The organism is Streptococcus suis (assembly GCF_029616525.1).
Taxonomy (GTDB): Bacteria; Bacillota; Bacilli; order Lactobacillales; family Streptococcaceae; genus Streptococcus; species Streptococcus suis_AF.
Genome location: NZ_JANFME010000015.1, coordinates 13004 through 37336, shown reverse-complemented (window position 1 = coordinate 37336; position 24333 = coordinate 13004). Strand labels below are relative to the sequence as shown.

24 protein-coding genes are annotated in these 24333 nt (G+C 41.7%); 3 read left to right on the top strand and 21 right to left on the bottom strand.

Annotated elements, in window-relative coordinates; genetic code table 11:
* Positions 1–36: 36 nt before the first annotated feature.
* The 5 genes from NOL38_RS07180 to NOL38_RS07160 all read right to left on the bottom strand — a co-directional run bounded on the left by NOL38_RS07180 (position 37) and on the right by NOL38_RS07160 (position 3169).
* Positions 37–177: a YSIRK-type signal peptide-containing protein gene (locus NOL38_RS07180; protein WP_079267632.1), complete on the bottom strand. Its 141-nt coding sequence runs from the start codon at positions 175–177 to the stop codon at positions 37–39.
* A 239-nt stretch (positions 178–416) separates the two neighbouring features.
* Positions 417–1265 (bottom strand): bifunctional methylenetetrahydrofolate dehydrogenase/methenyltetrahydrofolate cyclohydrolase, encoded by an 849-nt coding sequence (locus NOL38_RS07175; RefSeq protein WP_015646548.1) that lies wholly within the window; start codon positions 1263–1265, stop codon positions 417–419.
* A 129-nt stretch (positions 1266–1394) separates the two neighbouring features.
* On the bottom strand, positions 1395–2129 hold the full coding sequence (locus NOL38_RS07170; RefSeq protein ID WP_002943067.1) for an amino acid ABC transporter ATP-binding protein: 735 nt from the start codon (positions 2127–2129) through the stop codon (positions 1395–1397).
* Complete coding sequence (locus tag NOL38_RS07165) at positions 2122–2811, bottom strand: amino acid ABC transporter permease (protein ID WP_002938702.1); 690 nt, start codon at positions 2809–2811, stop codon at positions 2122–2124. Before NOL38_RS07165 ends, NOL38_RS07170 begins: the two co-directional genes overlap by 8 nt.
* A gap of 127 nt (positions 2812–2938) precedes the next feature.
* Positions 2939–3169 (bottom strand): DUF1797 family protein, encoded by a 231-nt coding sequence (locus NOL38_RS07160; protein WP_002938704.1) that lies wholly within the window; start codon positions 3167–3169, stop codon positions 2939–2941.
* A gap of 223 nt (positions 3170–3392) precedes the next feature.
* Between NOL38_RS07160 and NOL38_RS07155 the strand changes: the two genes are divergently transcribed.
* The 3 genes from NOL38_RS07155 (at position 3393) to NOL38_RS07145 (ending at position 6631) form a co-directional block, all read left to right on the top strand.
* Positions 3393–5621, top strand: a complete 2229-nt coding sequence (locus NOL38_RS07155) for an ATP-dependent Clp protease ATP-binding subunit (RefSeq protein WP_277941791.1) — start codon at positions 3393–3395, stop codon at positions 5619–5621.
* A 185-nt stretch (positions 5622–5806) separates the two neighbouring features.
* Positions 5807–6268 (top strand): NUDIX hydrolase, encoded by a 462-nt coding sequence (locus NOL38_RS07150; RefSeq protein ID WP_002938708.1) that lies wholly within the window; start codon positions 5807–5809, stop codon positions 6266–6268.
* Between the two features lie 54 nt (positions 6269–6322).
* Entirely contained in the window at positions 6323–6631 is a 309-nt protein-coding gene (locus tag NOL38_RS07145; protein WP_002938710.1) for a DUF1827 family protein, read from the top strand.
* 379 nt (positions 6632–7010) lie between these two features.
* Here the strand turns inward: NOL38_RS07145 and ileS are convergent, their stop codons facing one another.
* The 16 genes from ileS to NOL38_RS07065 form a co-directional block, all read right to left on the bottom strand.
* Positions 7011–9800 carry an isoleucine--tRNA ligase gene (gene ileS / locus NOL38_RS07140; RefSeq protein WP_277941790.1) on the bottom strand — a complete coding sequence of 930 codons (2790 nt, stop codon included), beginning with the start codon at positions 9798–9800 and terminating at the stop codon, positions 7011–7013.
* 10 nt (positions 9801–9810) lie between these two features.
* Positions 9811–10254 carry a GNAT family N-acetyltransferase gene (locus NOL38_RS07135; RefSeq protein ID WP_277941789.1) on the bottom strand — a complete coding sequence of 148 codons (444 nt, stop codon included), beginning with the start codon at positions 10252–10254 and terminating at the stop codon, positions 9811–9813.
* A gap of 232 nt (positions 10255–10486) precedes the next feature.
* Positions 10487–11176 carry a DivIVA domain-containing protein gene (locus tag NOL38_RS07130; protein WP_277941788.1) on the bottom strand — a complete coding sequence of 230 codons (690 nt, stop codon included), beginning with the start codon at positions 11174–11176 and terminating at the stop codon, positions 10487–10489.
* Between the two features lie 8 nt (positions 11177–11184).
* A complete protein-coding gene (locus NOL38_RS07125) occupies positions 11185–11976 on the bottom strand; it encodes a YlmH family RNA-binding protein (protein ID WP_029943269.1) in 792 nt (263 codons plus the stop codon).
* Positions 11977–11978: 2 nt separating this feature from the next.
* Positions 11979–12242 (bottom strand): YggT family protein, encoded by a 264-nt coding sequence (locus NOL38_RS07120; protein ID WP_002943042.1) that lies wholly within the window; start codon positions 12240–12242, stop codon positions 11979–11981.
* A gap of 4 nt (positions 12243–12246) precedes the next feature.
* Positions 12247–12810 (bottom strand): cell division protein SepF, encoded by a 564-nt coding sequence (locus tag NOL38_RS07115; RefSeq protein ID WP_277941787.1) that lies wholly within the window; start codon positions 12808–12810, stop codon positions 12247–12249.
* 16 nt (positions 12811–12826) lie between these two features.
* The gene (locus NOL38_RS07110; protein WP_032510578.1) at positions 12827–13498 is read right to left on the bottom strand and encodes a YggS family pyridoxal phosphate-dependent enzyme; all 672 of its coding nucleotides are present in this window, start codon (positions 13496–13498) and stop codon (positions 12827–12829) included.
* Positions 13499–13504: 6 nt separating this feature from the next.
* On the bottom strand, positions 13505–14734 hold the full coding sequence (ftsZ, locus tag NOL38_RS07105; RefSeq protein ID WP_002943037.1) for a cell division protein FtsZ: 1230 nt from the start codon (positions 14732–14734) through the stop codon (positions 13505–13507).
* A 25-nt stretch (positions 14735–14759) separates the two neighbouring features.
* Positions 14760–16139, bottom strand: a complete 1380-nt coding sequence (gene ftsA, locus NOL38_RS07100; protein WP_024395232.1) for a cell division protein FtsA — start codon at positions 16137–16139, stop codon at positions 14760–14762.
* A gap of 152 nt (positions 16140–16291) precedes the next feature.
* Positions 16292–17374 (bottom strand): cell division protein FtsQ/DivIB, encoded by a 1083-nt coding sequence (locus tag NOL38_RS07095; protein ID WP_277941786.1) that lies wholly within the window; start codon positions 17372–17374, stop codon positions 16292–16294.
* 5 nt (positions 17375–17379) lie between these two features.
* Positions 17380–18444, bottom strand: a complete 1065-nt coding sequence (locus tag NOL38_RS07090; RefSeq protein WP_277941785.1) for a UDP-N-acetylglucosamine--N-acetylmuramyl-(pentapeptide) pyrophosphoryl-undecaprenol N-acetylglucosamine transferase — start codon at positions 18442–18444, stop codon at positions 17380–17382.
* A gap of 2 nt (positions 18445–18446) precedes the next feature.
* Complete coding sequence (murD, locus tag NOL38_RS07085; RefSeq protein WP_277941784.1) at positions 18447–19796, bottom strand: UDP-N-acetylmuramoyl-L-alanine--D-glutamate ligase; 1350 nt, start codon at positions 19794–19796, stop codon at positions 18447–18449.
* A 97-nt stretch (positions 19797–19893) separates the two neighbouring features.
* Complete coding sequence (locus NOL38_RS07080) at positions 19894–20184, bottom strand: DUF3165 family protein (protein WP_024389428.1); 291 nt, start codon at positions 20182–20184, stop codon at positions 19894–19896.
* Positions 20185–20201: 17 nt separating this feature from the next.
* Positions 20202–22049 carry a translational GTPase TypA gene (gene typA / locus NOL38_RS07075; RefSeq protein WP_024418625.1) on the bottom strand — a complete coding sequence of 616 codons (1848 nt, stop codon included), beginning with the start codon at positions 22047–22049 and terminating at the stop codon, positions 20202–20204.
* Between the two features lie 133 nt (positions 22050–22182).
* Positions 22183–23175, bottom strand: a complete 993-nt coding sequence (gene asnA, locus NOL38_RS07070) for an aspartate--ammonia ligase (RefSeq protein ID WP_014637558.1) — start codon at positions 23173–23175, stop codon at positions 22183–22185.
* An 84-nt stretch (positions 23176–23259) separates the two neighbouring features.
* Positions 23260–24309 carry an MmcQ/YjbR family DNA-binding protein gene (locus NOL38_RS07065; RefSeq protein WP_277941783.1) on the bottom strand — a complete coding sequence of 350 codons (1050 nt, stop codon included), beginning with the start codon at positions 24307–24309 and terminating at the stop codon, positions 23260–23262.
* Positions 24310–24333: the final 24 nt, after the last annotated feature.

Below are 24333 nucleotides of genomic sequence, written 5' to 3'. Positions count from 1 at the left end.
TTCATTACTGCAACTAGTGAAATATTTTTCAGTGACCTATCTAAAATCTTTCCTTTTAACCGATAAGTTACTTTCATCAACTTTTACAACTGTTCCAAACCACATAAGTGCAATCATAACAGAAGCTAATCCAACCTTACTCTTTCTCAACGAAAAAATTTCAGTCTGTCTATTCATTTTTTCTCCTTGTTTTCTATCATTTAATACTCAACACACAGTGCCTACTCTAATTATAGAAAACCAATCTCACATAGTATTTGTTTCGTTTGTTTTTTATCTAATCTGCCCATGCTCATTCCTAAGAATATGCCTCAAAACGAAGCTGGGCTCAAGCCCAGTACCACTTCTCTGATTTCGTCTTCCCGTTCCCAAAATAAAAAATACCAGCTACACCACATAGCTGATATTTCAGATAATTATTTTGCACTTCTGACACAAGCTTCATAGGTCTGTTCCATCAACATGGTAATAGTCATCGGACCAACACCACCTGGAACTGGGGTAATATAACTTGCCACTTCTGATACCTCATCGTATTTGACATCACCGATTAGCTTGCCATTTTCATCACGATTCATACCAACATCAATCACCACGGCACCTGGCTTAACAAATTCCTTGGTCACAAAATGACCACGACCAATGGCAACAACAAGAATATCGGCCTGACGAGCAAGCTCTGGCAAGTTTTTGGTACGAGAATGCGCAATCGTTACAGTAGCATTGGCATCCAATAACAGCTGTGCCATCGGTTTACCAACAATATTAGAACGACCAATAACTAAAGCTGACTTCCCTTCCAGCTCAATCTGATATTCCTTGAACATTTCCATAATTCCTGCTGGGGTAGATGGAATCATAACAGGATGACCTGACCAGAATTTCCCCATATTAGTCGGATGAAAACCATCCACATCCTTATCTGGGTCAATGGCCAACAAGACCTTCTCCTCGCTGATGTGGGCTGGTAAGGGCAATTGCACCAAAATACCATGCCATTCATCATCCTGATTATAGCGCTCAATCAAATCCAACAAGTCTGACTCAGAAATCGTATCTGGAACGCGAACAACCTCACTCTTGAATCCAGCAGCTAGAGCTGACCGCTCCTTATTCCGTACATAGACCTGACTAGCAGGATTTTCGCCAACTAAAATAACTACAAGACCTGGTACCAATCCCTTTTCTTCTTTTAATCGAGCAGTTTTCTCCGCCAAGGCAGCCTGCATTTTTACACCTAGTGCTTTCCCATCAATGACTGTCATACCTACACTCCTTTTGTTTTTTCTATTATACCCTAAAATTCTCCGACTGACTATACTTGTCCAAAGTAGACTATAGCATATAGCAAAAAACTCCGAACAATGTCGGAGTCGTACTTATTTATTCATTTATTACAAGACCTTAGACAAGAAATCCTTGGTCCGTTCTTCCTTGGTATGTTCAAAGACTTCTTCAGGCGTTCCATCCTCCACGATGACACCGCCATCCATAAAGATAACCCTGTCAGCTACCTCACGCGCAAATCCCATCTCATGAGTCACGATAACCATGGTCATCCCTGACTTGGCCAAATCCTGCATTACAGCAAGAACTTCACCAACCATTTCAGGGTCTAGTGCAGAGGTCGGTTCATCAAAAAGTAGGACATCTGGGTCCATGGCCAGACCACGTGCAATAGCGATCCGTTGTTGCTGACCACCTGAAAGACTTTGTGGATAGGCATTTGCCTTATCTGGCAATCCTACCTTTTCAAGTAATTCCTTAGCCTTCTTCTCAGCCTCATCCTTTGCAATTCCCTTTGTCTTAATAGGTGATAAAGTAATATTATCTAATACCGTCATATTCGGAAAAAGATTGAACTGTTGAAAAACCATTCCCATCTTTTCACGCATCTTGAAAATATCATTTGACTTGTCAGTAATATCAACACCTTCAAATGTAACAGTTCCCTTGGTTGGCACTTCTAAGAGGTTCATTGTACGTAAGAAAGTCGATTTCCCTGACCCTGATGGACCGATAATAACGACCACCTGACCTTGTTGAATATCTAAATCAATTCCTTTTAGAACCTCATTCTTTCCGAAGTACTTATGTAAATCCTTGATAGAAATAATCGCATTAGACATGGAACTGCCCTCCCTTGTTCAACTTTTTCTCAAACGACTGAATAATCACTGTTAGCACCGTTGTCATAATTAGATAATAGCTCGCTGCAAATACAAGTGGTGTTAAAGGAATATAAGAAGTGGATTGAACTGTCTGAGCACCGTTCCATAATTCCATCACACCGATGGTTGACAAAAGTGAACTATCCTTAACAATAGTCACAAATTCATTTCCCAAGGCTGGAAGAATATTCTTGATAGCCTGTGGCATGATAACGTAACGCATCGCCTGCTTTGGTCTAATACCAAGCGAATAAGCTGCTTCCAGCTGTCCTTTTGGTACAGCATTAATACCTGCACGAACAGTTTCAGATACATAGGCACCCGAGTTCATCGAAATAACAATGATACCTGGAATCAAGCGCGTCAAATCAACCGTCAAAATTCCTAGCTGAAAAGTTGGTGCTACAAAATGTGTCATCGCAAAAGCAATCATAATTTGGACAATCATCGGTGTCCCACGGAAAATCCAGACATAGATATTGGCAGTCCAAGCTAAAACTTTATACTTACTACGCTGAGCAAAGGCAAGCAACACACCTAAAATACTACCAAAAAATACTGAGAAAAATGCAATAATGAGGGTAACAATTGCCCCATAATTAAAATAAGCCCAATACTCAGGCAAAAAAGAAAAATTCATTCATCTTACTCCAATTCTGTCATTTAGAGTCTATTATACCATTTTTTGAATATTTATGCAATACTTTTGTTTATAATATTCAATTTACACCAAGAAAAAAGCACCCTTAGGTGCCTCTCACTTCTTCTTAGTACAATAGCTCATAGATTTCCATTGCAATCAAGTCGATGCTGTCAAACGCGTACGTTTCACGAGCAGCAACATCACGCAAGGTAAATACTGAACCATTTTCCTCGTCATAGCTATAAGCCACTTCTGCAACAACAATACCATCACGTTCGAAATTACGTTTCAACGTACCGCCGTCATTAGCCATAGCTTCCAGACGATTGATAATTCTCACCAAATGTGATTCCATATTCGTTCTCCTAATCCTTTTTATAGGAATATTTTACCACATATTGCCAAAAAAGTCTTATTTTTTCCCTATTTTCTTCCTATCGCCCTATTTTTCATAGAAAGTTTTTCCAAGCGTAGCAGTTTCTTGATTTTTCTATGAATCTTGTTATAATAAAGCTAGAACTGACCTTTTTTGACTATTTAACAATAGGTCACATTTTTTCACAGAAAGAGGTAGAATTATGCTCTGCAAAAATTGTAATATCAACGACGCAACGATCCATCTCTACACCAACTTAAACGGTAAACAGCAGCAGGTAGACCTCTGTCACAACTGCTACCAAATCATGAAAACAGACCCTAATAATGCCATCTTACGTGGGTTGGGAGATTTAACAAATCCTAACAATATGGATCCCTTTAGTGAATTTTTCAATCACCTAGGTGGCTATCCTGGCAATACCCCTGCTGGAAAAAATCGCGAACAGACTCCTCCCACTCAAGCCGGTGGGCATAATGGACGTGGTGGACAGACCCCTCCTCCGCAACAACCCCAACAACCAAATGGGCTCCTTGAAGAATTTGGTATCAACGTTACCGAAATTGCCCGTCGTGGGGATATTGATCCAGTAATCGGTCGCGATCAAGAAATTACCCGTGTCATCGAAATTCTCAACCGTCGTACAAAAAACAACCCTGTTCTTATCGGTGAGCCTGGTGTAGGTAAAACAGCGGTTGTTGAAGGCTTGGCTCAAAAAATTGTCGATGGCGATGTCCCACAGAAATTACGCGACAAGGAAGTCATTCGTCTGGATGTTGTCAGCCTCGTACAAGGAACAGGTATCCGTGGACAATTTGAAGAACGCATGCAAAAACTCATGGAAGAAATCCGTAAGCGTCGCGAAATTATTCTTTTTATTGACGAGATTCACGAAATTGTCGGTGCTGGCTCTGCAGGCGATGGTAACATGGATGCAGGCAATATCCTCAAACCAGCCCTCGCACGTGGTGAAATGCAACTAGTCGGTGCAACAACGCTCAACGAGTACCGTATTATCGAAAAAGATGCCGCCCTGGAACGCCGTATGCAACCTGTAAAAGTTGAAGAACCAAGTGTCGAAGAAACCATTACCATCCTCAAAGGTATCCAAAATAAATACCAGGATTACCATCATGTTAAATACTCTGATGCTGCTATCGAAGCTGCCGCAGTACTGTCCAACCGCTACATTCAAGACCGTTTCCTCCCAGACAAAGCTATTGACCTTCTGGATGAAGCTGGTTCAAAAATGAATTTGACCCTCAACTTTATTGATCCAAAGGAAATTGACCAACGCCTGATTGATGCCGAAAATCGTAAAGCACAAGCTACACGGGATGAGGACTATGAAAAAGCGGCCTATTTCCGTGACCAAATTGCTAAGTACAAGGAGATGCAAAAGGCAACTATCAGCGAAGAAGATATTCCACTCATTACTGAAAAAGAAATTGAGGCCATCGTTGAGCAAAAAACAAATATCCCAGTTGGTGATTTAAAAGAAAAGGAACAGTCCCAGCTTGTGAACCTCGCTAGTGACTTAAAAGCCCATGTTATCGGACAAGATGAAGCAGTTGACAAGATAGCTAAAGCCATCCGCCGTAATCGTGTCGGTCTCGGTGCTCCAAATCGTCCCATTGGATCCTTCCTCTTTGTCGGACCAACAGGTGTCGGTAAAACCGAATTGTCTAAGCAATTAGCTATCGAACTCTTCGGTTCGGCTGACAGCATGATCCGCTTCGATATGTCCGAATACATGGAAAAACACGCTGTCGCTAAACTCGTCGGAGCTCCTCCAGGCTATGTAGGCTATGAGGAGGCTGGACAATTGACTGAAAAAGTCCGTCGTAATCCTTACTCACTCATCCTCCTTGACGAAGTTGAAAAAGCCCACCCTGATGTCATGCACATGTTCCTTCAGGTCTTAGACGATGGGCGTCTGACAGATGGACAAGGGCGGACTGTCAGCTTCAAAGATACCATCATCATCATGACATCAAATGCTGGTACTGGAAAAGTTGAAGCAAGTGTCGGTTTTGGTGCGGCTATGGAAGGGCGGACTCAATCAGTCCTTGGCCAACTTAGCAATTTCTTCACACCTGAATTTATGAACCGATTTGACGGCATTATTGAGTTCCAACCACTGAGCAAGGAAAACCTACTTGAAATCGTCAGCCTCATGCTAGACGATGTAAACAAACGCCTTTCTCACAATGGCATCAGCCTCCATGTAACAGATAAAGTTAAGGAGAAATTAGTGGACCTTGGCTACGATCCAAAGATGGGAGCTCGTCCACTGCGCAGAACCATCCAAGATCAGATTGAAGATGCTATCACCGACTTCTACTTAGAACATCCAGCAGAAAAAGACCTACGTGCTGTCATGTCAAGTAAAGGTACTATTCAAATCAAGGCACAAACAAAGACAAAATAAGAAAATAGAGCTGCTCTCTACGAGTAGCCTATTTTACTGTTTTGATACTCTATTTGTCTAAATTCTTCCCCATCTCCATCCTATAAAAAAACTTTACTTTGTAAAGCCTATCACAAGGAAAAATAATAAAAAAGTGGTATAATGTATACAACTCATTCCAATTATGAAAGAGGATAGAATTGCCTATGGAGAAAATTGCTGTATTTGGAGAAAAGAAGGCTGGCGTCAGCTACCAGAGTCGCTTTGGTGTTTACGCAGTTATCCCAGATGAAAAGAAAGAACAGATTATACTCGTTCAAGCACCAAACGGAGCTTGGTTTCTTCCTGGTGGAGAAATTGAAAAGGGAGAAAATCACCTCATTGCTTTGGAGCGCGAATTGATGGAAGAGCTTGGATTTACCGCTGAAATCGGAAAATACTTTGGTCAGGCTGACGAATACTTCTACTCTAGCCACCGCGATACCCATTTCTATAATCCAGCCTACATCTATGAAGTAACTAGCTACCATCAAATAGGACAACCACTAGAAGATTTCAACCATATTGCCTGGTTCCCAGTCAATGAAGCCATCGATAAACTCAAACGTGGTAGTCACAAATGGGGCATTGAACAATGGAAATTGCAAGAAAATTCATTCAATAACTAGTAAAAACACTCTAATCGTGCTATAATGTAGCCAAAGAGATAGAGGAGGTTCCACATGAAAATCATTAACACGACAAATAGTCATCCCAATCTTGTCCAAAGCCAGTTGGCTAACACTGATGCTTTCCTAGTAGAGACTTATTCTGCAGGTAATACAGACGTTATTTTCACACAGGCACCCCGTCATTATGAACTCTTGATTAGTAATAAATACCGTGCAGTACAACAAAATGAAATCGAGCAAATTCGTGATTTCTTCCTTCATCGAAAAATTGATGAACGAACTATTAACAAGGCTGCCATTCAAACGATTCACACAGACCGTTTAATTGAAATGTCTATTCCTATTATCGCAGAAGTGTAAGAAGCCAGATGGCTTCTTTCAGATTGAAGAAAAGGTCCATTTTGGACAATTTTCTTCAATCTTTTTTCTTTATGTTGAAAATAAAAAAACTCTCAGAAACGCTGAAATATCAATGTTTCTAAGGGTTTAATAACTTGCTATCTTTCGCAAAACTCTTCAATTTTTTTATATTTTTAGGAGTTTGTCTACGTTCTGTAAGAAGCCAATTGGCTTCTTTTTTTCTATTTATACTCAATGAAAATCAAAAGTAGCCTAGGAAACGAAGCCGAAGATAGAACTGGAGTTCATCAAGGCTCTTGACACGGATAGTTTTGATTTTCGAAGAGTATTACAAAAAAGCCTATCGCTAGATAGACTTTAACAAATGTCTTGTGATTACTTAAGCTTCAAAACCTTGAGCTACTGCTTCAGCAAAGTTTTCTTCCACTACGCTTGCACAGTGGTCACAGATTGTCGCACCATAGCTGCGCTCTGCAACACTAGTATCAATACGGCGGCAACGGTCACATACTTCACCGCTTGCACGCTCTACAGTAAAGGCAACTTCTTCTACCAGAACAGCACTTTCAGGAGCTGCTTCCGTGGTTACTGTCAAGTTTGAAACTATGAGCAACTGAGCAAGGTCTGCATTCAAGCTCTCCAAGAAGGACTTGGTTTCAGCTGAGACATAGGCAGTCAAATGAGCTTCAAGTGACTTACCAATCACTTTTTCATTACGCGCTTCTTCCAAGGCTTTTTGTGCCTGAGTACGGAAGTTCATAAAGTTTTCCCAGTCAGCCAACAACTGCGCATCATTCGCAAAGGTTTCCACCTCTGGCATTTCCGCCAATTGTACAAACTCTTCTGCTTCGTGTTCCAAGTATGACCAGATTTCTTCTGCTGTGTGTGGCAAGATTGGAGTCAAGAGCTTGGTAATTTTCACCAAGATGTCATAGAAGACAGTTTGCATCTGACGACGAGAAAGTGATTTAGCACCATCAATGTAGACGACATCTTTGGCAAAATCGAGGTAGAAGGCTGACAAATCAAGGGTTACAAAGTTTACCACAGACTTGTAGATGGCCATGAAATCAAAGCTATCGTAGGAATCACGGATTTGAGCTACCAATTTATTGAATTTCACCAAGAGATACTGGTCAACAGAACGAAGCTCTTCGTATGCCACCGCATCACTTGCAGGATTGAAATCAGAAGTGTTGGCAATCAAGAAGCGAAGAGTATTACGGATTTTACGGTAGGTTTCAGAAACCTGTCCAAGAATATCCATAGACACACGGACATCGTTTGAAGTATCAACGGATGTCACCCATAGACGCAAGATTTCTGCACCAAATTGTTTCTCAACATCACTTGGAAGGATGGTATTACCCAATGATTTAGACATCTTCATCCCCTTACCATCAAGGACAAAACCTTGTGACAAGACAGCCTTATATGGCGCATGACCATTTACAGCAACAGAGGTAATCAATGATGAGTTAAACCAACCACGGTATTGGTCTGAACCTTCAAGGTAGAGATCAGCTGGGTAGGCAAGGTTTTCACGGGCATTCATGACACCATTCCAAGATGAACCAGAGTCAAACCATACGTCCATGATGTCTGTTTCTTTGGTAAATTCGCCATTTGGTGAACCTGGATGAGTGAAACCAGCAGGCAAGAGGTCTTTTGCTTCTGATTTCCACCAGATGATTGAACCATGTTCTTCAAAGAGAGCTGCTACATGGTCTGTTACTTCCTTGGTCATGATGGCTGTACCATCTTCTGCATAGAAGATTGGAAGCGGCACACCCCAAGCACGTTGACGAGAGATGACCCAGTCACCACGGTCACGGATCATGTTGTAAAGACGTGTTTTACCCCAAGCAGGAATAAAGGTCGTTGCTTCGATTTGGTCCAAGATTTCCTGACGGAATTTAGAAACAGAGGCAAACCACTGTGGCACTGCACGCCAGATGATTGGCTTCTTGGTTCTCCAGTCAAATGGGTAGGAGTGATTGATCACTTCACTAGCAAGGAGCAAGTCGCCTAATTTTTCCTTAACCGTTGGTACAACCTTATCATAGAATTGCCCTTCAAAATCAGGACCCGCAGCTTCATTCATCAAGCCACGTTCGTTGACAGTTACCGCAACTTCCAAGTCATATTTGACACCAACATTGTAGTCATCCTCACCAAAGCCTGGAGCCGTATGGACGATACCTGTACCAGAGTCTGTGGTAACATGGTCACCCAAGATGACCAATTCATCCACTTCTCTATCCCATGGGTGTTCGGTCACGATATATTCAAATTCAGCACCCTTGTGTTTTGAAATCACTTCAAAGGATTCCCAACCGAATTTGGCTGCCAAGCTGTCAACCAAGGCTTCTGCCAAGACATACTTACGATCAGAGCCAGCTGGTTGGACCAAGACGTAGTCAATGTCTGCTCCCATGGTCAAACCGCGAGAAGCCGTTACTGTAAATGGAGTCGTTGTCCAGACAACGATGTAGCTATCTGTATCCAAGAGTCCCTTGCCATCTTTGACCTTGTTAGCATAGTAAAGAGATGTTGAGTCAATGTCATGGTATTCGATTTCAGCTTCTGCAAGGGCAGATTCAGATGACCATGACCAGTAAACAGGCTTGGCACCGCGGTAGATATAGCCCTTGTCTGCCATAGCACCGAAGACCCGGATCTGAGCTGCTTCGTAGTCTTTTGTCAAAGTGATATATGGATTTTCCCAGTCTGCAGAAACACCCAAGCGTTTAAAATCATCACGTTGCTTGTCAACTTGGCTGAGAGCATAATCACGACACATTTCAAGATATTCAACCAGGTCCATTTCCTTGCGTTTGACACCTTGTTTTGCCAAGACTTGCTCAATAGGAAGGCCGTGTGTATCCCAACCTGGTACAAATGGAGCACGGAAACCAGACATTGACTTAGAGCGAACGATAATATCTTTAGAAATCTTGTTCAAAGCATGCCCAACGTGGATATTCCCGTTAGCGTATGGAGGGCCATCGTGGAGGTGGAAGGCAGGTTTGCCTTCATTGAGTTCTTGGCGACGAGCATACAAGTTTGCTTCATCCCAGGCCTTTTGCCATTCTGGCTCACGTGTTGGTAAGCCTGCACGCATAGGAAATGCTGTCTTACCTAAATTGAGTGTTTCTTTTAGTTTCATCATAACTCCTTTATCTTATAATTAATTCCATTTTCATTTCTTGGCCTTCTAAACCATTGGATTGAAAGCCAAATTTTTCTAAGATATACCTCATTTTATGATTGCCGATCACATAATTTACGGTAACCTTATGACACTGCTGATCATCCCTTGCTCGTCGTAACACTTGCCGAATGACCTCCTTGCCAAAGCCCTGATTTTGATACTTCTGATCAATGAGCAAGCGCCAGATATAATAACTGTTTTCCATGGGCTGATAGGACAACAAAAGAAACCCCACTGTTAGCTGTCCAGATTTTACAGCATATGGAAATAGGACTTCACTATCTCGATACAGCCATGCCTGAGCTAATGAATATTCAACTGACGCCACTCGGCGCTGATCTTTAGGTGCCACTTCAAGATCTAGCACCTGATCAAAATTATCTTTGTTTACCAGTTCTAATCGTATCATAAAAAATATAAAAAACTCCCGCCAAATAAGGACGAAAGTTCGTGGTACCACCTTAGTTTAGATAGAGTTTCCCCTATCCCTCTATGTTCGTAACGTGAACGGGCGTCTTTCCTTACCATTTTCAGGAAAAATCAAACAAAGTGATGATCCATAGAAAGAGATTGTAGGGCTTCCACCATCTCCTACTCGCTATAAATATTTCTACCGACCGTGTCTCTGCTTATGATCTTTATTATTCTTCTGTTGAAATTTCTACAGACTCTCCACTCTCAAAAGCCGCTGCCTGACGAGTTAATTCTGCAATTTCTTCTGGTGTCAATTGACGTGTATAATCCAAACTTTCTTCTTCAACAGGTAATTCTTCATCCAAAGCCTTATGAAGAATATCACGGAAAGCTTCGTCACTTGTTTGAATGTAACTTGCTGTTGGGCGAAGGATTTCCTCCCATTCAGATGAATTAACCAATGATAATTGGCTTTCCACTGTTGATTTCAGACGCTGATGGAAAATACGTGTCTTGTTTTTTAATTCTTCAGTCTCAATGACAACTTTTTTCGCGTTGTCAGTCGCATTACGAAGAATTTCATTTGCCTTATCTTTAGCTTCATGTAACAATGTTGCCGCATCGTAATCAGCTTGTTTAATAATATTTGCCGCTTGATCTTCGGCCGCAACCTTTACTTTCTCAGCTGTATCTTGAGCTAAAAGAACTGATTTACTCAATGATTCTTTCATCTCATCAAAATAAGCCAAACGTTCCCGCAAATTTTTCAATTCTAACTCTTGGTCATGATTTTTACGAATTAAATCCTCATAATCACGTGTTACAATGTCCAAAAAGTCATCAACTTCATCTGCGTCGTATCCTCTAAATTTTGTAGCAAAGGTTTTATCTTTTAATTCTAATGCTGTAAGTGCCATCTTTCCTCCTAAGTTTTAACAATGTCTAACTTTAATTTTATCTTCCCTTGCTTAGAAAAACCTAAAAATTCATTTAGGCGAACTCTACCATATCTCCTAACACTAATTAATTGCCCTATTTCAACTAATTTACTAGTTTGTTCTGTCAGAACATAATCCAACTTCACATGTCCAGCCTCAATCAACTTATTTGCAGTTGCCCTTGAAAGGTTAAATGCGACTGAAATTAATTTATCCAATCTCATACTAGAAACCAACACATCCTTTGAACGCCATTCCTGTCCAATCGGTAGTCGAACAGTCGTCCATTCTTCTTCCTTTCCCTTAACAGGGACACGAGCAACTTTAGTGATAGATTGTAAGGCAATCTGCCCAAATTTCTGATCGATAAAGACAATCAATCGTTCATCATCAATCAAAATATCACCCAAATACTCCCTTTTAATCCCTAGTTGATTGAGAAAAGTTCCAAGAACTTGTGAATGGGATAAGGTGTGAAATTTTCTAGCATAGGACAAATGAAGAGCGGTTAACTCAAAGTCCTTGATGTCCAACTCATAATAAGCCGGCGCAATAATAACCCGCGAATGTTCTGTCGAAACAAGGTCACGACTAGAAAATGTTTGTAACTGGTAGTAGTTAGCTATTTTGCATACAATTTCATCTTGTCTAGGATGTAAAAACTGAGTTAATCTGTATGAATACGTATCTTCAACTTGCTGACACATATCCATTATTTTTTCTACAAACTCTCTTTCTTCCCTAGAAAAATGTTGCAATAAGTTTTTGTCATTTTTCATAACTATGCTAACAGGAGCAATAACTGAACCAAGAAGCGTGTTCCCATATTAAGCGCAATCATGGCTGCCATTACAGTCCAATCCAACCCCATAAATTGCAGATTAAATCGCCTAAAGGGTTTTAAAATCGGTGCTACCAGCCATTGAATCAAACGTCCAATCGAGCTTGTGTATAGGCTAGGAAACCAACTTAGCAAAGCATATGCTAATAAGAGATAGGAATAAATTTCTACAATTTTTAATAGTAAAAAAATCAAAATTTGCATAGCGTTACCGTTTTATATCAAAGTCAAAATTTGAATCAGCCACACCAGTACTTGTACCAGCATTGCGCAATTCTTCAATATTGACTGTGACATTTACTGGAGTTAACAGCCACATGGTATTTGAGACCTTTTTCAAATTTCCAGATAATACTGAACGAGCACCATCCAAGTAGTCTAGGCAACGTCTAGCTTGTTGCTCCGACATATATTGAAAATCAATGAGAATACTCGCATTATCTAATAAAAGATTTACCATCTCTGGTGCATCTTCATAACGTTTTGGAAACTTAATATCAATTGTAGTTTTGACAATCTCTTTTTCGTTACTATTAGTCATCAATTCTTGCTGCCTTTCATGTAGGCGTTGAAGTTGACTTTCTGAACGTGCTTCCCGACGCGTCTCTACTTTTGGCTGCTGTTCGCGCACAGGTGCAGCTGTAGTATTGGCAACACGCATTTTAGGACGATCATTAGGCATTGAATAGGCATCTGCCTGTTCTTCAACTTCATTGACTTCGTCAACTTCAAAGTAATTAAATAAGTTCTTAAATGTATCTTTTAATGCCATATTTTCCCCCTCTCCATTATTCAAAGAATGCTGAGCCAATTCTCACATATGTAGCTCCGTGAGCAATGGCGCGTTCAAAGTCCCCACTCATTCCCATACTTAACTCTGTAAAGGGCATACGTGGTAAGTTCCTTGTAGCTAGTTCTTCTTGGATTTCCTGCATTTTAGAAAAAATCTCGTCTAATTCATCATCTGTAGCATCAATCGGTGCCATCGTCATCAATCCAACAAGTTCAATGTTCTCCAATAAACTAATTTCAGCAAGTGCCGCATCAATCTCAGATACTGCAAAGCCATGCTTACTCTCCTCACCGGAAACGTTGACTTGGAGGAAACACTTGACTATTTTAGTCGCACGTTTATCTATTTCCTGAGCTAGTTTGACAGAGTCTAGGGCGTGGAAATAATCAACAAATGGAATAATGTCCTTGACCTTTCTTCTCTGTAAAGTCCCTATCAAATGCCATGTCAATTGTTTGTCTGCTAGGGCATTATACTTTTCTAAGAACTTATCGACTCGATTTTCTCCAATATGGGTAATCCCAGTATTCACTAGCTGATTAGCAATAGAGCTGTCAACATATTTGGTGACAGCTATTACCTTTACTGATTCACTCGGACGACCTGCCTTTTCAGCAGCTTTTGCCACTGCTGAAAAGATAGCATCCTTATTCTTTTGAAAATTCATTTTAGTTTAGCGATTACGGAAGAATGGTGGTGTATCCAATTCATCCTCATCTTGATCCATTGTAAATTTTTCGACTGAAACAGTGGATGTTGGTTCTGTGTCAGTTGGACGAATCAAGTTTTCACGACGCAAATCCCACTCTCCGAAGGCAGAAGCTTTCGGCGCTTCAGTTTGTTGTGCAGCTCCACGAGTTGGTGCTGATGCTACTGAATGATCAAAGCGTTGAGAAGGGCGTGGTGAAACAGCTTCCGTGCGATGGCGGGCTGGTTTATCAGCAGTATCTTGACGAACACCTGTAGCCACAACAGTCACACGAATCTCATCTTTCATTGTTTCATCAATAGATGTACCCAACCAAATGTTAACACCTTGACCCGCAGCCTGATTAACGATTTCTGAAGCATCTTCTGCTTCTGTCAGAGTCATGTCATAACCACCTGTAACATTGACAATGACATCCTCTGCACCATCAATTGTTGTTTCAAGAAGAGGAGAATAAATCGCTTTACGAGCCGCCTCAATCACTCGGTCCTCACCAGTACCGATACCGATACCCATCAAGGCGTTTCCTTTATTTTCCATAACTGTCTTCACATCTGCAAAGTCCAAGTTAATCAAACCAGGATTTGTAATCAAGTCTGTAATTCCTTGAACACCTTGACGAAGAACATTATCAGCTTCGCTTAGTGCTTCTAAAAGCGGTGTTTTCTTATCAACAATTTCAAGAAGGTTGTTGTTTGAAATAATTAAGAGTGTATCTACTTGTTCGCGAAGACCTTCAATTCCCTCAATCGCAAAGTTTCCACGTTTATTACCTTCAAAACCAAACGGACGAGTCACAACTGCGACAGTCAACGCACCCAAGTTTTTAGCAATACGTGCAATAACAGGAGCCGCACCAGTCCCTGAGCCACCGCCCATACCAGCAGTGATGAAGACCATATCTGCACCAGTTAATACATTAGTCAATGCTTCTTCGCTTTCCTCAGCAGCTTTACGACCAACCTCAGGTTGACCTCCAGCACCCAAACCACGAGTCAATTTAGGACCTAGTTGGATAACTGTTTCAGCTTTAGAGCTACTTAGCGCTTGTACATCTGTGTTTGCTGCAATGAACTCAACCCCAGCAACACCTTCTTCAATCATACGGTTAATCGCGTTCCCGCCACCACCGCCGACACCGATTACTTTAATGACAGCACCATGACTAGCTGCTGCTTCAAATGAAAATGCCATAGTTTAAATCACCTTTTCTTTTCTCTTATTCAAACATGCTGCCAAACAAACCACGAATGCGATCTGTGATGTTTCCCTTAGCAGCTGGACGAACTTCTTCTTCCTCATCATGGTAAGTAGGAGCAACTTGTTCCTCTACCTGATCAACTGTGTTCAATTCGTTCACGATTTCTCTTTGAATTGGCTGACTAATCCGAGGACGAGCAACAGGAATTTCAACTGGCTTATGTCTCAAGGTAGTTTCACCATTTACTGCATGTTGGGCAATATTTTCAACATCTTCCAACTCACCAACATACTCCACAAAGCTAATCACACTTGCAAATGCAGGATTGCGGATACCAATTTGATTTGGAACAAAAAGTTTAGTGTTAACACCAAACACTTCTTGGGCCAATTCTGTAATTCCTGGTAAGATAGCACCACCACCTACAAGAACAATGCCTCCTGGTAAATCTAGAGCACGTGTACGCTCCAAATCTTGTTTCACACGGTCAAAAATCTGACGCAGACGTGCCGCTATCACTTCTGAAAGGTAGCGCTCGGTCACTTCAACTGGAGCGTTTTCTCCAATCACTTCGACAGTGAATTTTTCCTTATCACTTGCATCTTGCGGATAGGCAATGCCGTAGTTGTATTTCAAGTTTTCAGCAATACTCTTTGAAGTTGTCAATACTTTTGAAATATCGTTTGTGATATAATCTCCACCTTCTTGGTAGATGTTTGTATATTGCAACTCTTGGCCACGCATAACAGCCACAGTCGTTTGACCGCCACCAAGATCAATGACAGTCGCACCAAACTCACGTTCACCTTCATTCAATACAGAGCGAGTTAGTGCCAACGGAGAAATTACAATATTTTCAACTTGGACACCTGCACGCTCCACCGTTTTACGAAGATTGTGAAGAATGGTACGTGGTCCTGTGTACAGCATACCACGCATTTCCAAGCGAATTCCCATCATTCCACGAGGGTCCTTAATGCCTTGGAATCCATCGACAGTGAACTCTTCTGGAATAAATGAAATCACTTCGCGTTCCGGAGTCATACTCTTTGTCAATGCTGATTTTACAACATTCTCAACATCTAAGTCTGTAATTTCTTGTGAATCTGTTGTAACAGGAATCATCCCTTGAGTCGGTTCAATCTGAAGAAGGTTGGCAGGTAATCCAACATTTACCTTTTCAATGCGGATACCTGACTTTTCTTCTGCCTGCTCGATCGCTTTTTTAATCGCTCCAGCAGCCACCTCAATATTTACAATGATTCCATCTTTGACGCCAGCACTTTTTACATTGCTGACCCCAATCACATTCATTTCGTTATCAATATATTCTGCAACCAAGACTTTAACGGAGCTTGTACCAATATCTAATCCCGTAAAAAAGCCGTTTCTAGCCATTCTATCAGTCCTCTCTTACTTCCAACTTTAACAAATCATCTTCCATTTTGAAAAATAGTATAATTAGTCATCATTCATTATACCATATTATATCGAATTATGGTGTTTTTAAAGGATTTTTTTATTACTTTTTCTTTACAAAATTATCTATTTCAGCTTGCATATCTATAAATACCAACTTCCATATCAATTGTCGTTGGAACTGTCACTTCTGCCGCTATTTTTGTATAGTAAGGCAACTTCTGGCTAATCTCACTCAATGGAACTAAAACCGTGTTTCCATCTGCCATATTGAGTGTCAGCAAATCCGCGGTCACTTTACTTGGTGTTAAATTTATTGTCTGAATAGCAGAACGAATTCCTGTATCTATTTTACCCAATTCAATGGCCAGTTCCTTGATTAATTCCTTGTCGGATAAATTTATCGTTGTGTAGCCTTCTGGCATGGAATCTTGTGAAATCGGCTCTCCACCAACCTCTCCACTTGCCAGTACTGGATACCACTGACTTTGTTGCTGAATGTAGCCTATGATAGCGTATTCTTTAATTTGAATCGTAAAGGTAGCTGGAAACTGGAACTTGATTGTTGCTGTCTCTACAGACGAACTATTCTTCTTAATATTCTTTGCGTAAGCATCTGCGTGCAAAGCTATAGTTACATTGTAATCATCCGGAGAGATAAGGCTATAATTTTCCACCTGTTCAGCAGTTAGTCGCTCATTTCCAACGACCTCTATTTGTTTTTTCTTGCTGGTTGGAGAAATAAAATACAAGGCTAGAGCTGCCAGTAACAAACTCGTCACAAGAACCGGAATAGCTTTCCAGACTACCTTGGAAGGAATATCAACTTTTAAAGACTGGACCTTTTTCTCTGTTTCTTTCTTGGATTCCAGACTCTCTTGTCTTCTGTTTATTCCCTGAAAAAGGCCCCTTTTACTCTTTTTAGCTTCTGGGATCTTCTGTTCTGTCTGCCCCTCGTCAACTGCCTGAATATCTGCGTCATCTTTATGAGCAAGGTAGGCTTGGTGGCGTGCTTTCCATTGTTCGAAAAAGGCACTTTTTTCATCATCCGGAGCAGTCATATCAGGTATGTCTACATCCGTAGAAAGTCCTTTTTCTTCGGCTACTACAGATTCTTTCTCTGCTGGTGAAATTTGCTCTGAATCCAATTCTACTTGGGATGCCTGTTCCACTTCTAGCACTGATTCTTCTACATTTGAATCTTTTTCCGTCATAGAACCTACCTTCCCATATCTTCTCTAAGCAAATTGTAAAAACTATCTACTGACTGAATTTCATTAGAATTTGCCATGTTTTGGACATAAAATTCCTTATGTTTCAATAGCTCATCGACTTCTACTAACAAGCTGGCAAATGTCAATTGACTTTCATCAATCTGCTTAGAATATCCCTTTTTCTCTGCATATTGCGCATTTTCAATCTGATCCCCTCGACTGGCCTGTCGTCCTAGAGGCACAATCAAATGGAGTTGTTGCATGGCAATCAACTCAAACAGAGTATTGGAACCACCACGGGTAATAACGACATCCGCTAAATCCATCAACGGTTGATAAAGTTCTGTCACATAGTCAACTCTATATAGGTTTTTATCTAATTGGTTGAGACTACTATCCCCTGTCAAGTTGATAATATTGAATCGTTCGGTCAGAGCAGCACTATTCTGACTGATTAAATCATTAAAGACCTTAGCACCGCCCGAACCACCTACAAACAGTAGGGTCGGTAGACTTTTATCGAAGTGACTGAGAATTTCTGGCAACTGGATTGGTGTAACTTTGTCATTCGTTTGCCCCACTTTTGTAACCGCACCAACATGTTTTACTTTAGTCAAGCTGGCAGGTTGCTCAAAAGTACTATACATGGTTGTCGCAAATTTATAGGCTATTTTATTTGCCAGTCCCATTGTTAAGTCTGATTCATGGATAAAGACCGGAACTCGCAAGAATTTAGCTGCAATAACTGGCGGAACCGATACAAACCCACCTTTTGAAAAAAGAGCTTGCGGACGAATTTTAGCAATAATGGCCAAGGATTGAAGTACACCGAAACCGACTTTAAACACGTCCAACATATTTTGGAAAGAGAAATAACGGCGCAATTTCCCAGTCGAAATAGAATGAAAATGGACATCTAAACCTGATTTCACAACCTGCTCATGCTCAATACCGTTCCCATCACCAATATAGTGGACTTCCCAGCCTTCTTCCAAAAATCGCGGAATCAAGAGGAGATTAAGCGTCACGTGCCCAACAGTCCCTCCGCCTGTAAAAACAATTTTTTTCATGATCATTTCAACTCCTCAAAGGTCTGTAAGAAGACGTCGCCACGCACTTCAAAATTGGCATACATATCCCAGCTTGCATTGGCTGGACTTAAAAGGACAATATCTCCTTTTTCCGCAATGGCAAAGGCTTTTCTAGTCGCATCCTCAATATCGAGAGCTTCTATCGTTTCCACTTCTGCCTTATCTGCTGCGCGTTGAACACGGGGAGCTGATTGACCAAGGATCACCATTTTCTTTAGTCCGACCAAATCTGGGACTAATTCATCAAATTCATTGCCACGGTCCAAGCCACCTGCAATCAAAATGACCTTGCTATTGTCAAACCCTGAAAGAGCTTTTTGAGTCGCCAAGATATTGGTAGACTTACTATCATTGTAGAAGGAAACACCGTTGATTTCACCTACAAATTGCAAGCGGTGTTTGACACCTCCAAAGGCAGACAAACTTTCCTGAATCGCTTGGTGATCTACTCCCAACAATTTTGCAACCACAATTGTTGCCAAGGCATTTTCAACATTGTGTGAACCTGGAACACCAATTTGGTCAGCATCCATGATGTATTCACCCTTGAAATAGAGTTTTCCATCTGCCAAGTAAGCTCCATCAACCACTTCCTGTGTTGAAAATGGAACAACCGTTGCCTTGGTCTGTCCAGCCAATTCCTTAGCTTCTTTCTGGTTGAAGTTGAGCACCACAAAATCCTCAGCCGTCATCTGACGCTGAATCATCCATTTGGCTGCTACATAGTCTTCAAAAGTCCCATGATAATCAATATGACTGGCAATGAGATTGGTCACAACGGCGATATGCGGACGGAAAGATTCTGTTCCCATTAACTGGAAAGACGATAATTCCATGACCAAGGTATCCTCTGCAGTCGCAGTTTGAGCGACCGAAGATGCTGGGTAACCAATATTTCCACATAATTTTGCAGGTTTATTTCCAGCATTCAAGACTTCCGCAATCATGGTCGTTGTCGTTGTCTTGCCGTTCGAACCTGTAATCCCCACGATTGGAGCATCTGATACCAAGTAGGCCAATTCAACCTCTGTCCATACTGGAATTCCTTTGCCAATTGCTTTTTCAACCATAGGATTATCATAGCGAATTCCTGGATTTTTTACCATCAAAGCGAAATCTTCATCCAATAATTCCAAGGGATGGCTCCCGCAAATTACACGGATACCATCTTCCAACAAAGATTGAGCAGTCGGATTTTCTTCAAAAGGCTTTCCATCGTTAACAGTGACGATAGCACCCAATTTATCTAGTAGACGGGCTGCAGATTCCCCTGATTTAGCTAAACCTAGCACTAACACTTTCTTATTTTTTACAATATCAATCATCTTCATCTCAAATACCTTTACTTTCTAACACCTTATTTTACCCTTTACGAAGACCTTTTTCAAGCCAGAGGACAGAAAAACCGACGCAAAGCGTCGGTTAATTTCATCTATATCTATAAGGACCAGGTTGCTCTGTTCTCCTCTGCCTGTCTTTCGGTTCTTTATCGAGATAATAAATATCCCGCATCGCCCAAAAACCAATCAGAATCATTAGTAGACCAACCCAAATTTCCTTTGAAAATTGCATGATTCTTAAAAATCCAAGTACCAAGGCAATCGCTAATGCTACCAGTAAAAATACTGCCGCAATCAAATTCATAGTCCCCTTAATATTGCGAGGTGCAATAAAAATATAAAAAAGTACTAACATGATGGCGAGGATTAAATAAAACATGCTTCTTCTCCTAGAAATTATTCCTCAGTCGCTAATTTTTTCTTCTTCGCAGCCTTATCACGCTCTGCCTTGTTCAAGATTTGCTTACGAAGACGGATAGATTCTGGCGTTACTTCCATGTATTCATCATCGTTCAAGAATTCTAGTGATTCTTCAAGAGTCAAGATACGTGGTGTCTTAATTACAGACGTTTGGTCTTTGGTAGCTGAACGAACGTTGGTCATTTGTTTAGCAGTCGTGATGTTAACGGTCAAGTCATTTTCACGTGAGTTTTCACCGATAATCATTCCTTCGTACACTTCAGTACCTGGGTTGACAAAGATTGTACCACGCTCTTCGATACGCATGATTGAGTAAGTAGTTGCCTTACCTTGGTCGATAGAAACAAGGGCACCACGGTGACGACCACCGATCTCACCTTGAACAACTGGCAAATACTGATCGAAGGTATGGTTCATGATACCGTAACCACGAGTCATTGAAAGGAATTCTGTTGAATATCCAATCAAACCACGCGCAGGTACAAGGAAAACAAGACGAGTTTGTCCATTACCTGTCGCAACCATATCTAGCATGTCACCCTTACGCTCTGAGAGAGATTGGATAACAGAACCTTGGTATTCTTCTGGAGTATCGATTTGCACGCGCTCGAATGGCTCCATCTTCACGCCGTCGATTTCCTTGATGATAACTTCTGGACGTGATACTTGAAGCTCGTAGCCTTCACGACGCATAGTTTCAATCAAGATAGACAAGTGCAATTCACCACGACCTGAAACAGTCCATTTGTCTGGCGAGTCTGTAGCTTCTACACGGAGAGAAACGTCTGTCTGCAACTCTGCCAAAAGACGCTCTTCGATTTTACGAGAAGTTACCCACTTACCTTCACGACCTGCAAATGGTGAGTTGTTGACCAAGAAAGTCATTTGAAGAGTTGGCTCATCGATACGAAGAACTGGAAGTGGCTCAACCGCATCAGTTGGTGTTACAGTTTCACCAACAAAGATGTCTTCCATACCAGAAACAGCAATCAAGTCACCTGCTTTTGCTTCTTGGATTTCTTTACGCTCAAGTCCAAAGAAACCGAAGAGTTTTGTAACGCGGAAGTTTTTCGTTGTACCGTCTAGTTTAGAAAGGGTAACTTGGTCACCAACTTTAACAGTTCCACGGAAGACACGACCGATACCGATTCGACCTACAAAGTCATTATAGTCCAAAAGGGATACTTGGAACTGCAAAGGCTCATCTGAGTTATCCACTGGCGCTGGAATATGCTCGATAATGGTATCGAAAATTGGTGCCATTGTTTCCTCTTGGTCTGCTGGATTGTCAGACAAAGATGAAGTACCGTTGATAGCTGACGCGTAAACAACAGGGAATTCCAACTGGTCATCATCTGCACCGAGTTCGATGAAGAGTTCAAGCACCTCATCAACAACTTCTTCTGGACGAGCAGATGGCTTGTCGATTTTGTTGACAACGACGATTGGTGTCAAGTTTTGTTCAAGGGCTTTTTTCAATACGAAACGAGTCTGTGGCATGGTCCCTTCGTAAGCATCTACGACAAGGACAACACCGTCAACCATTTTCATGATACGCTCAACCTCACCACCGAAGTCCGCGTGTCCCGGTGTGTCCATGATGTTGATACGTGTACCGTTGTAAGCTACGGCAGTGTTTTTAGCCAGGATTGTGATACCACGCTCTTTTTCGATGTCATTTGAGTCCATGGCACGCTCATCCAATTGCGTACGCTCATCAAGGGTTTGGGATTGTTTCAATAATTCATCAACGAGGGTTGTTTTTCCGTGGTCAACGTGGGCAATAATAGCAACGTTACGGATGTCTTCTCTAAGTTTTGTCATAATATCCTCTGTATATTTTAATTTAACTAAAAAAGTATATCATAGATTGGCGCAAAAATCACAGATAATCTTGTTGTAAATGTTTTCAGACCTCAGATTGAAAACAGTAGAAAAGAGATTGAAAACCAATCTCTTATAAAATATTCTCAAAATTATCACGCACTTCTTGTGGCCAAACACTAGATTGCACTTCACCGATATGTTTCTTACGAAGCAAGAACATGGCCAAACGGGATTGACCGATACCGCCACCGATTGAAAGCGGGAAGAGACCATTCAAAAGGGCACGATGCCAATCAAATTCCAAACGGTCCTCGTCGCCTGTGATAGCAACCTGGCGCTTAAGCGCTTCTTCATCCACACGAATCCCCATTGAGGACAACTCAAAGGCTGAACCAAGTGCTTCGTTCCAAACCAAGATGTCCCCATTGAGACCCTTGTAGCCTGCTTCTGATGGGCTTGTCCAGTCATCATAGTCTGGTGCACGTCCGTCATGTGGTTTACCATCTGCCAGTTCACCGCCGATACCAATTAGGAAGACCGCACCGTATTCTTTGGCAACCACATTCTCACGCTCTTTTGGTGTCAAGTCTGGGAAGTTCTTCACCAAATCCTCCGTGTGGATAAAGGTGATTTTCTTAGGCAAAACAGACTCAATATCATAACGCGCCTCCACTGCCAATTCGGTCAGACGGATAGCCTTGTAAATCTGCTCCACTGTTTCTTTCAAGTAAGCTAAATTCCGACGACCATCAGGGATGACCTTTTCCCAATCCCACTGATCCACATACACCGAGTGAATGGGATCCAAGGAATCCTCGTCAGGACGAAGAGCCTTCATGTGAACAAAGAGCCCTTCTCCCTCATTAAAACCGAATCGAGCCAAGGTATGGCGCTTCCACTTAGCAAGTGAGTGAACCACTTCATAAGTCGCATCTGGAATTAACTTCACATTAACAGTAACCGCATTCTCCACACCGGACAAATTATCCTGCATACCATCCCCGACACGACTCAAAATCGGTCCTTGCACTTCTACGATTTCTAGCTTGTCTTTCAAATACTGAGTGAATGTATTTTTGACGAAAGAAATCTCCTCTTGCTGATGAATGAAGCTTTTCTTCATACCTTACCTCCTCGTAAATTTATACACCTTATTATACTCTTTTTTACCCACTTGTAAAGTCTTTTTATTAAATATTCTGATAATTTAATAGAGGAGTTTGACTTCAGCTGATAGCACTTCTATCACGCCCTCTGTCAAGCGTCTAGGACCACGCACCGCCTTGACTCCCAAGTCCATCATGCGCGCTCTCGGCAAAACATCATCGAAAAACTGAGCAAGCAATTCCACCTGCATGAGTTTCTTTTCTGTCGGAATATCTGATTCTCCATGATTTTCCAAGTTTGCTCCTAAGACACGACAAACATAACGAATGGCCTGTACCGGCGCTGTAACATAGATGGCTACGATGTCCCCGGCTTGAATAGTTGATTTTTGTGGCCAATAGACTACCTTATTTTCCGCAAATTCGCTATCGATATCATAGACCTTGGGATTGGCTGGAATAACCCAGTAATCAGGCCCTTGCTCTGCCTTGTAGGATTTCGGTCCCACCAAATAACGACTTTTCTCAAGGAGGGCAAACACCGTCTGGTCCTCCACCGTATCATCGAGTAAGACTGATACCCAGCTCTTCTTTGACATATGGTAGGCAGGGAAGATGCCTGACTGACTCAGCAGCTCTGCTATTTCCCGACCGTCAACCTTGAGATTGACAATCTCCACCTCTTCTTGGGAACCGCTCCCATCCAGCTTGTCCCTCGGAATCTGACTGACCAGGGCATACCACTTATTATTAGAAGGATGGCGAAAAGCCCCATAGGTCGGCAACTTGGCAAAGGGATAGTCAGGCAGGTCCCCCCACTGCTCCTTGATGAGCTGGGCTAGGCGGTTGCTTTGGTCTTTGGTAAATGGCAGAACGATACAGCAGGCTTCCTCTATCCGAGCCAAAATGGTCTGGTAAGCCTCACGCACCTGCCCCACAAAAGCCCCAGCTGGCGCAGTCACCAGATGGGCAGTATAGACCTCCTCCATCTCACAATCCCAAACATAGGACGACAGCTGACCAGCCTCATCGACTTCCACCACCGCCTCAAACTGCCCCTCCATGAAGACCTCACGGTAGGTGTAGCGATTGTTGGAGAGGATGAAACCGAAAGGGATGAGGGAGGGGAGGTGTGCAATTTGTCTAGACATTTTGAATCCTTTAAAGTAATATAT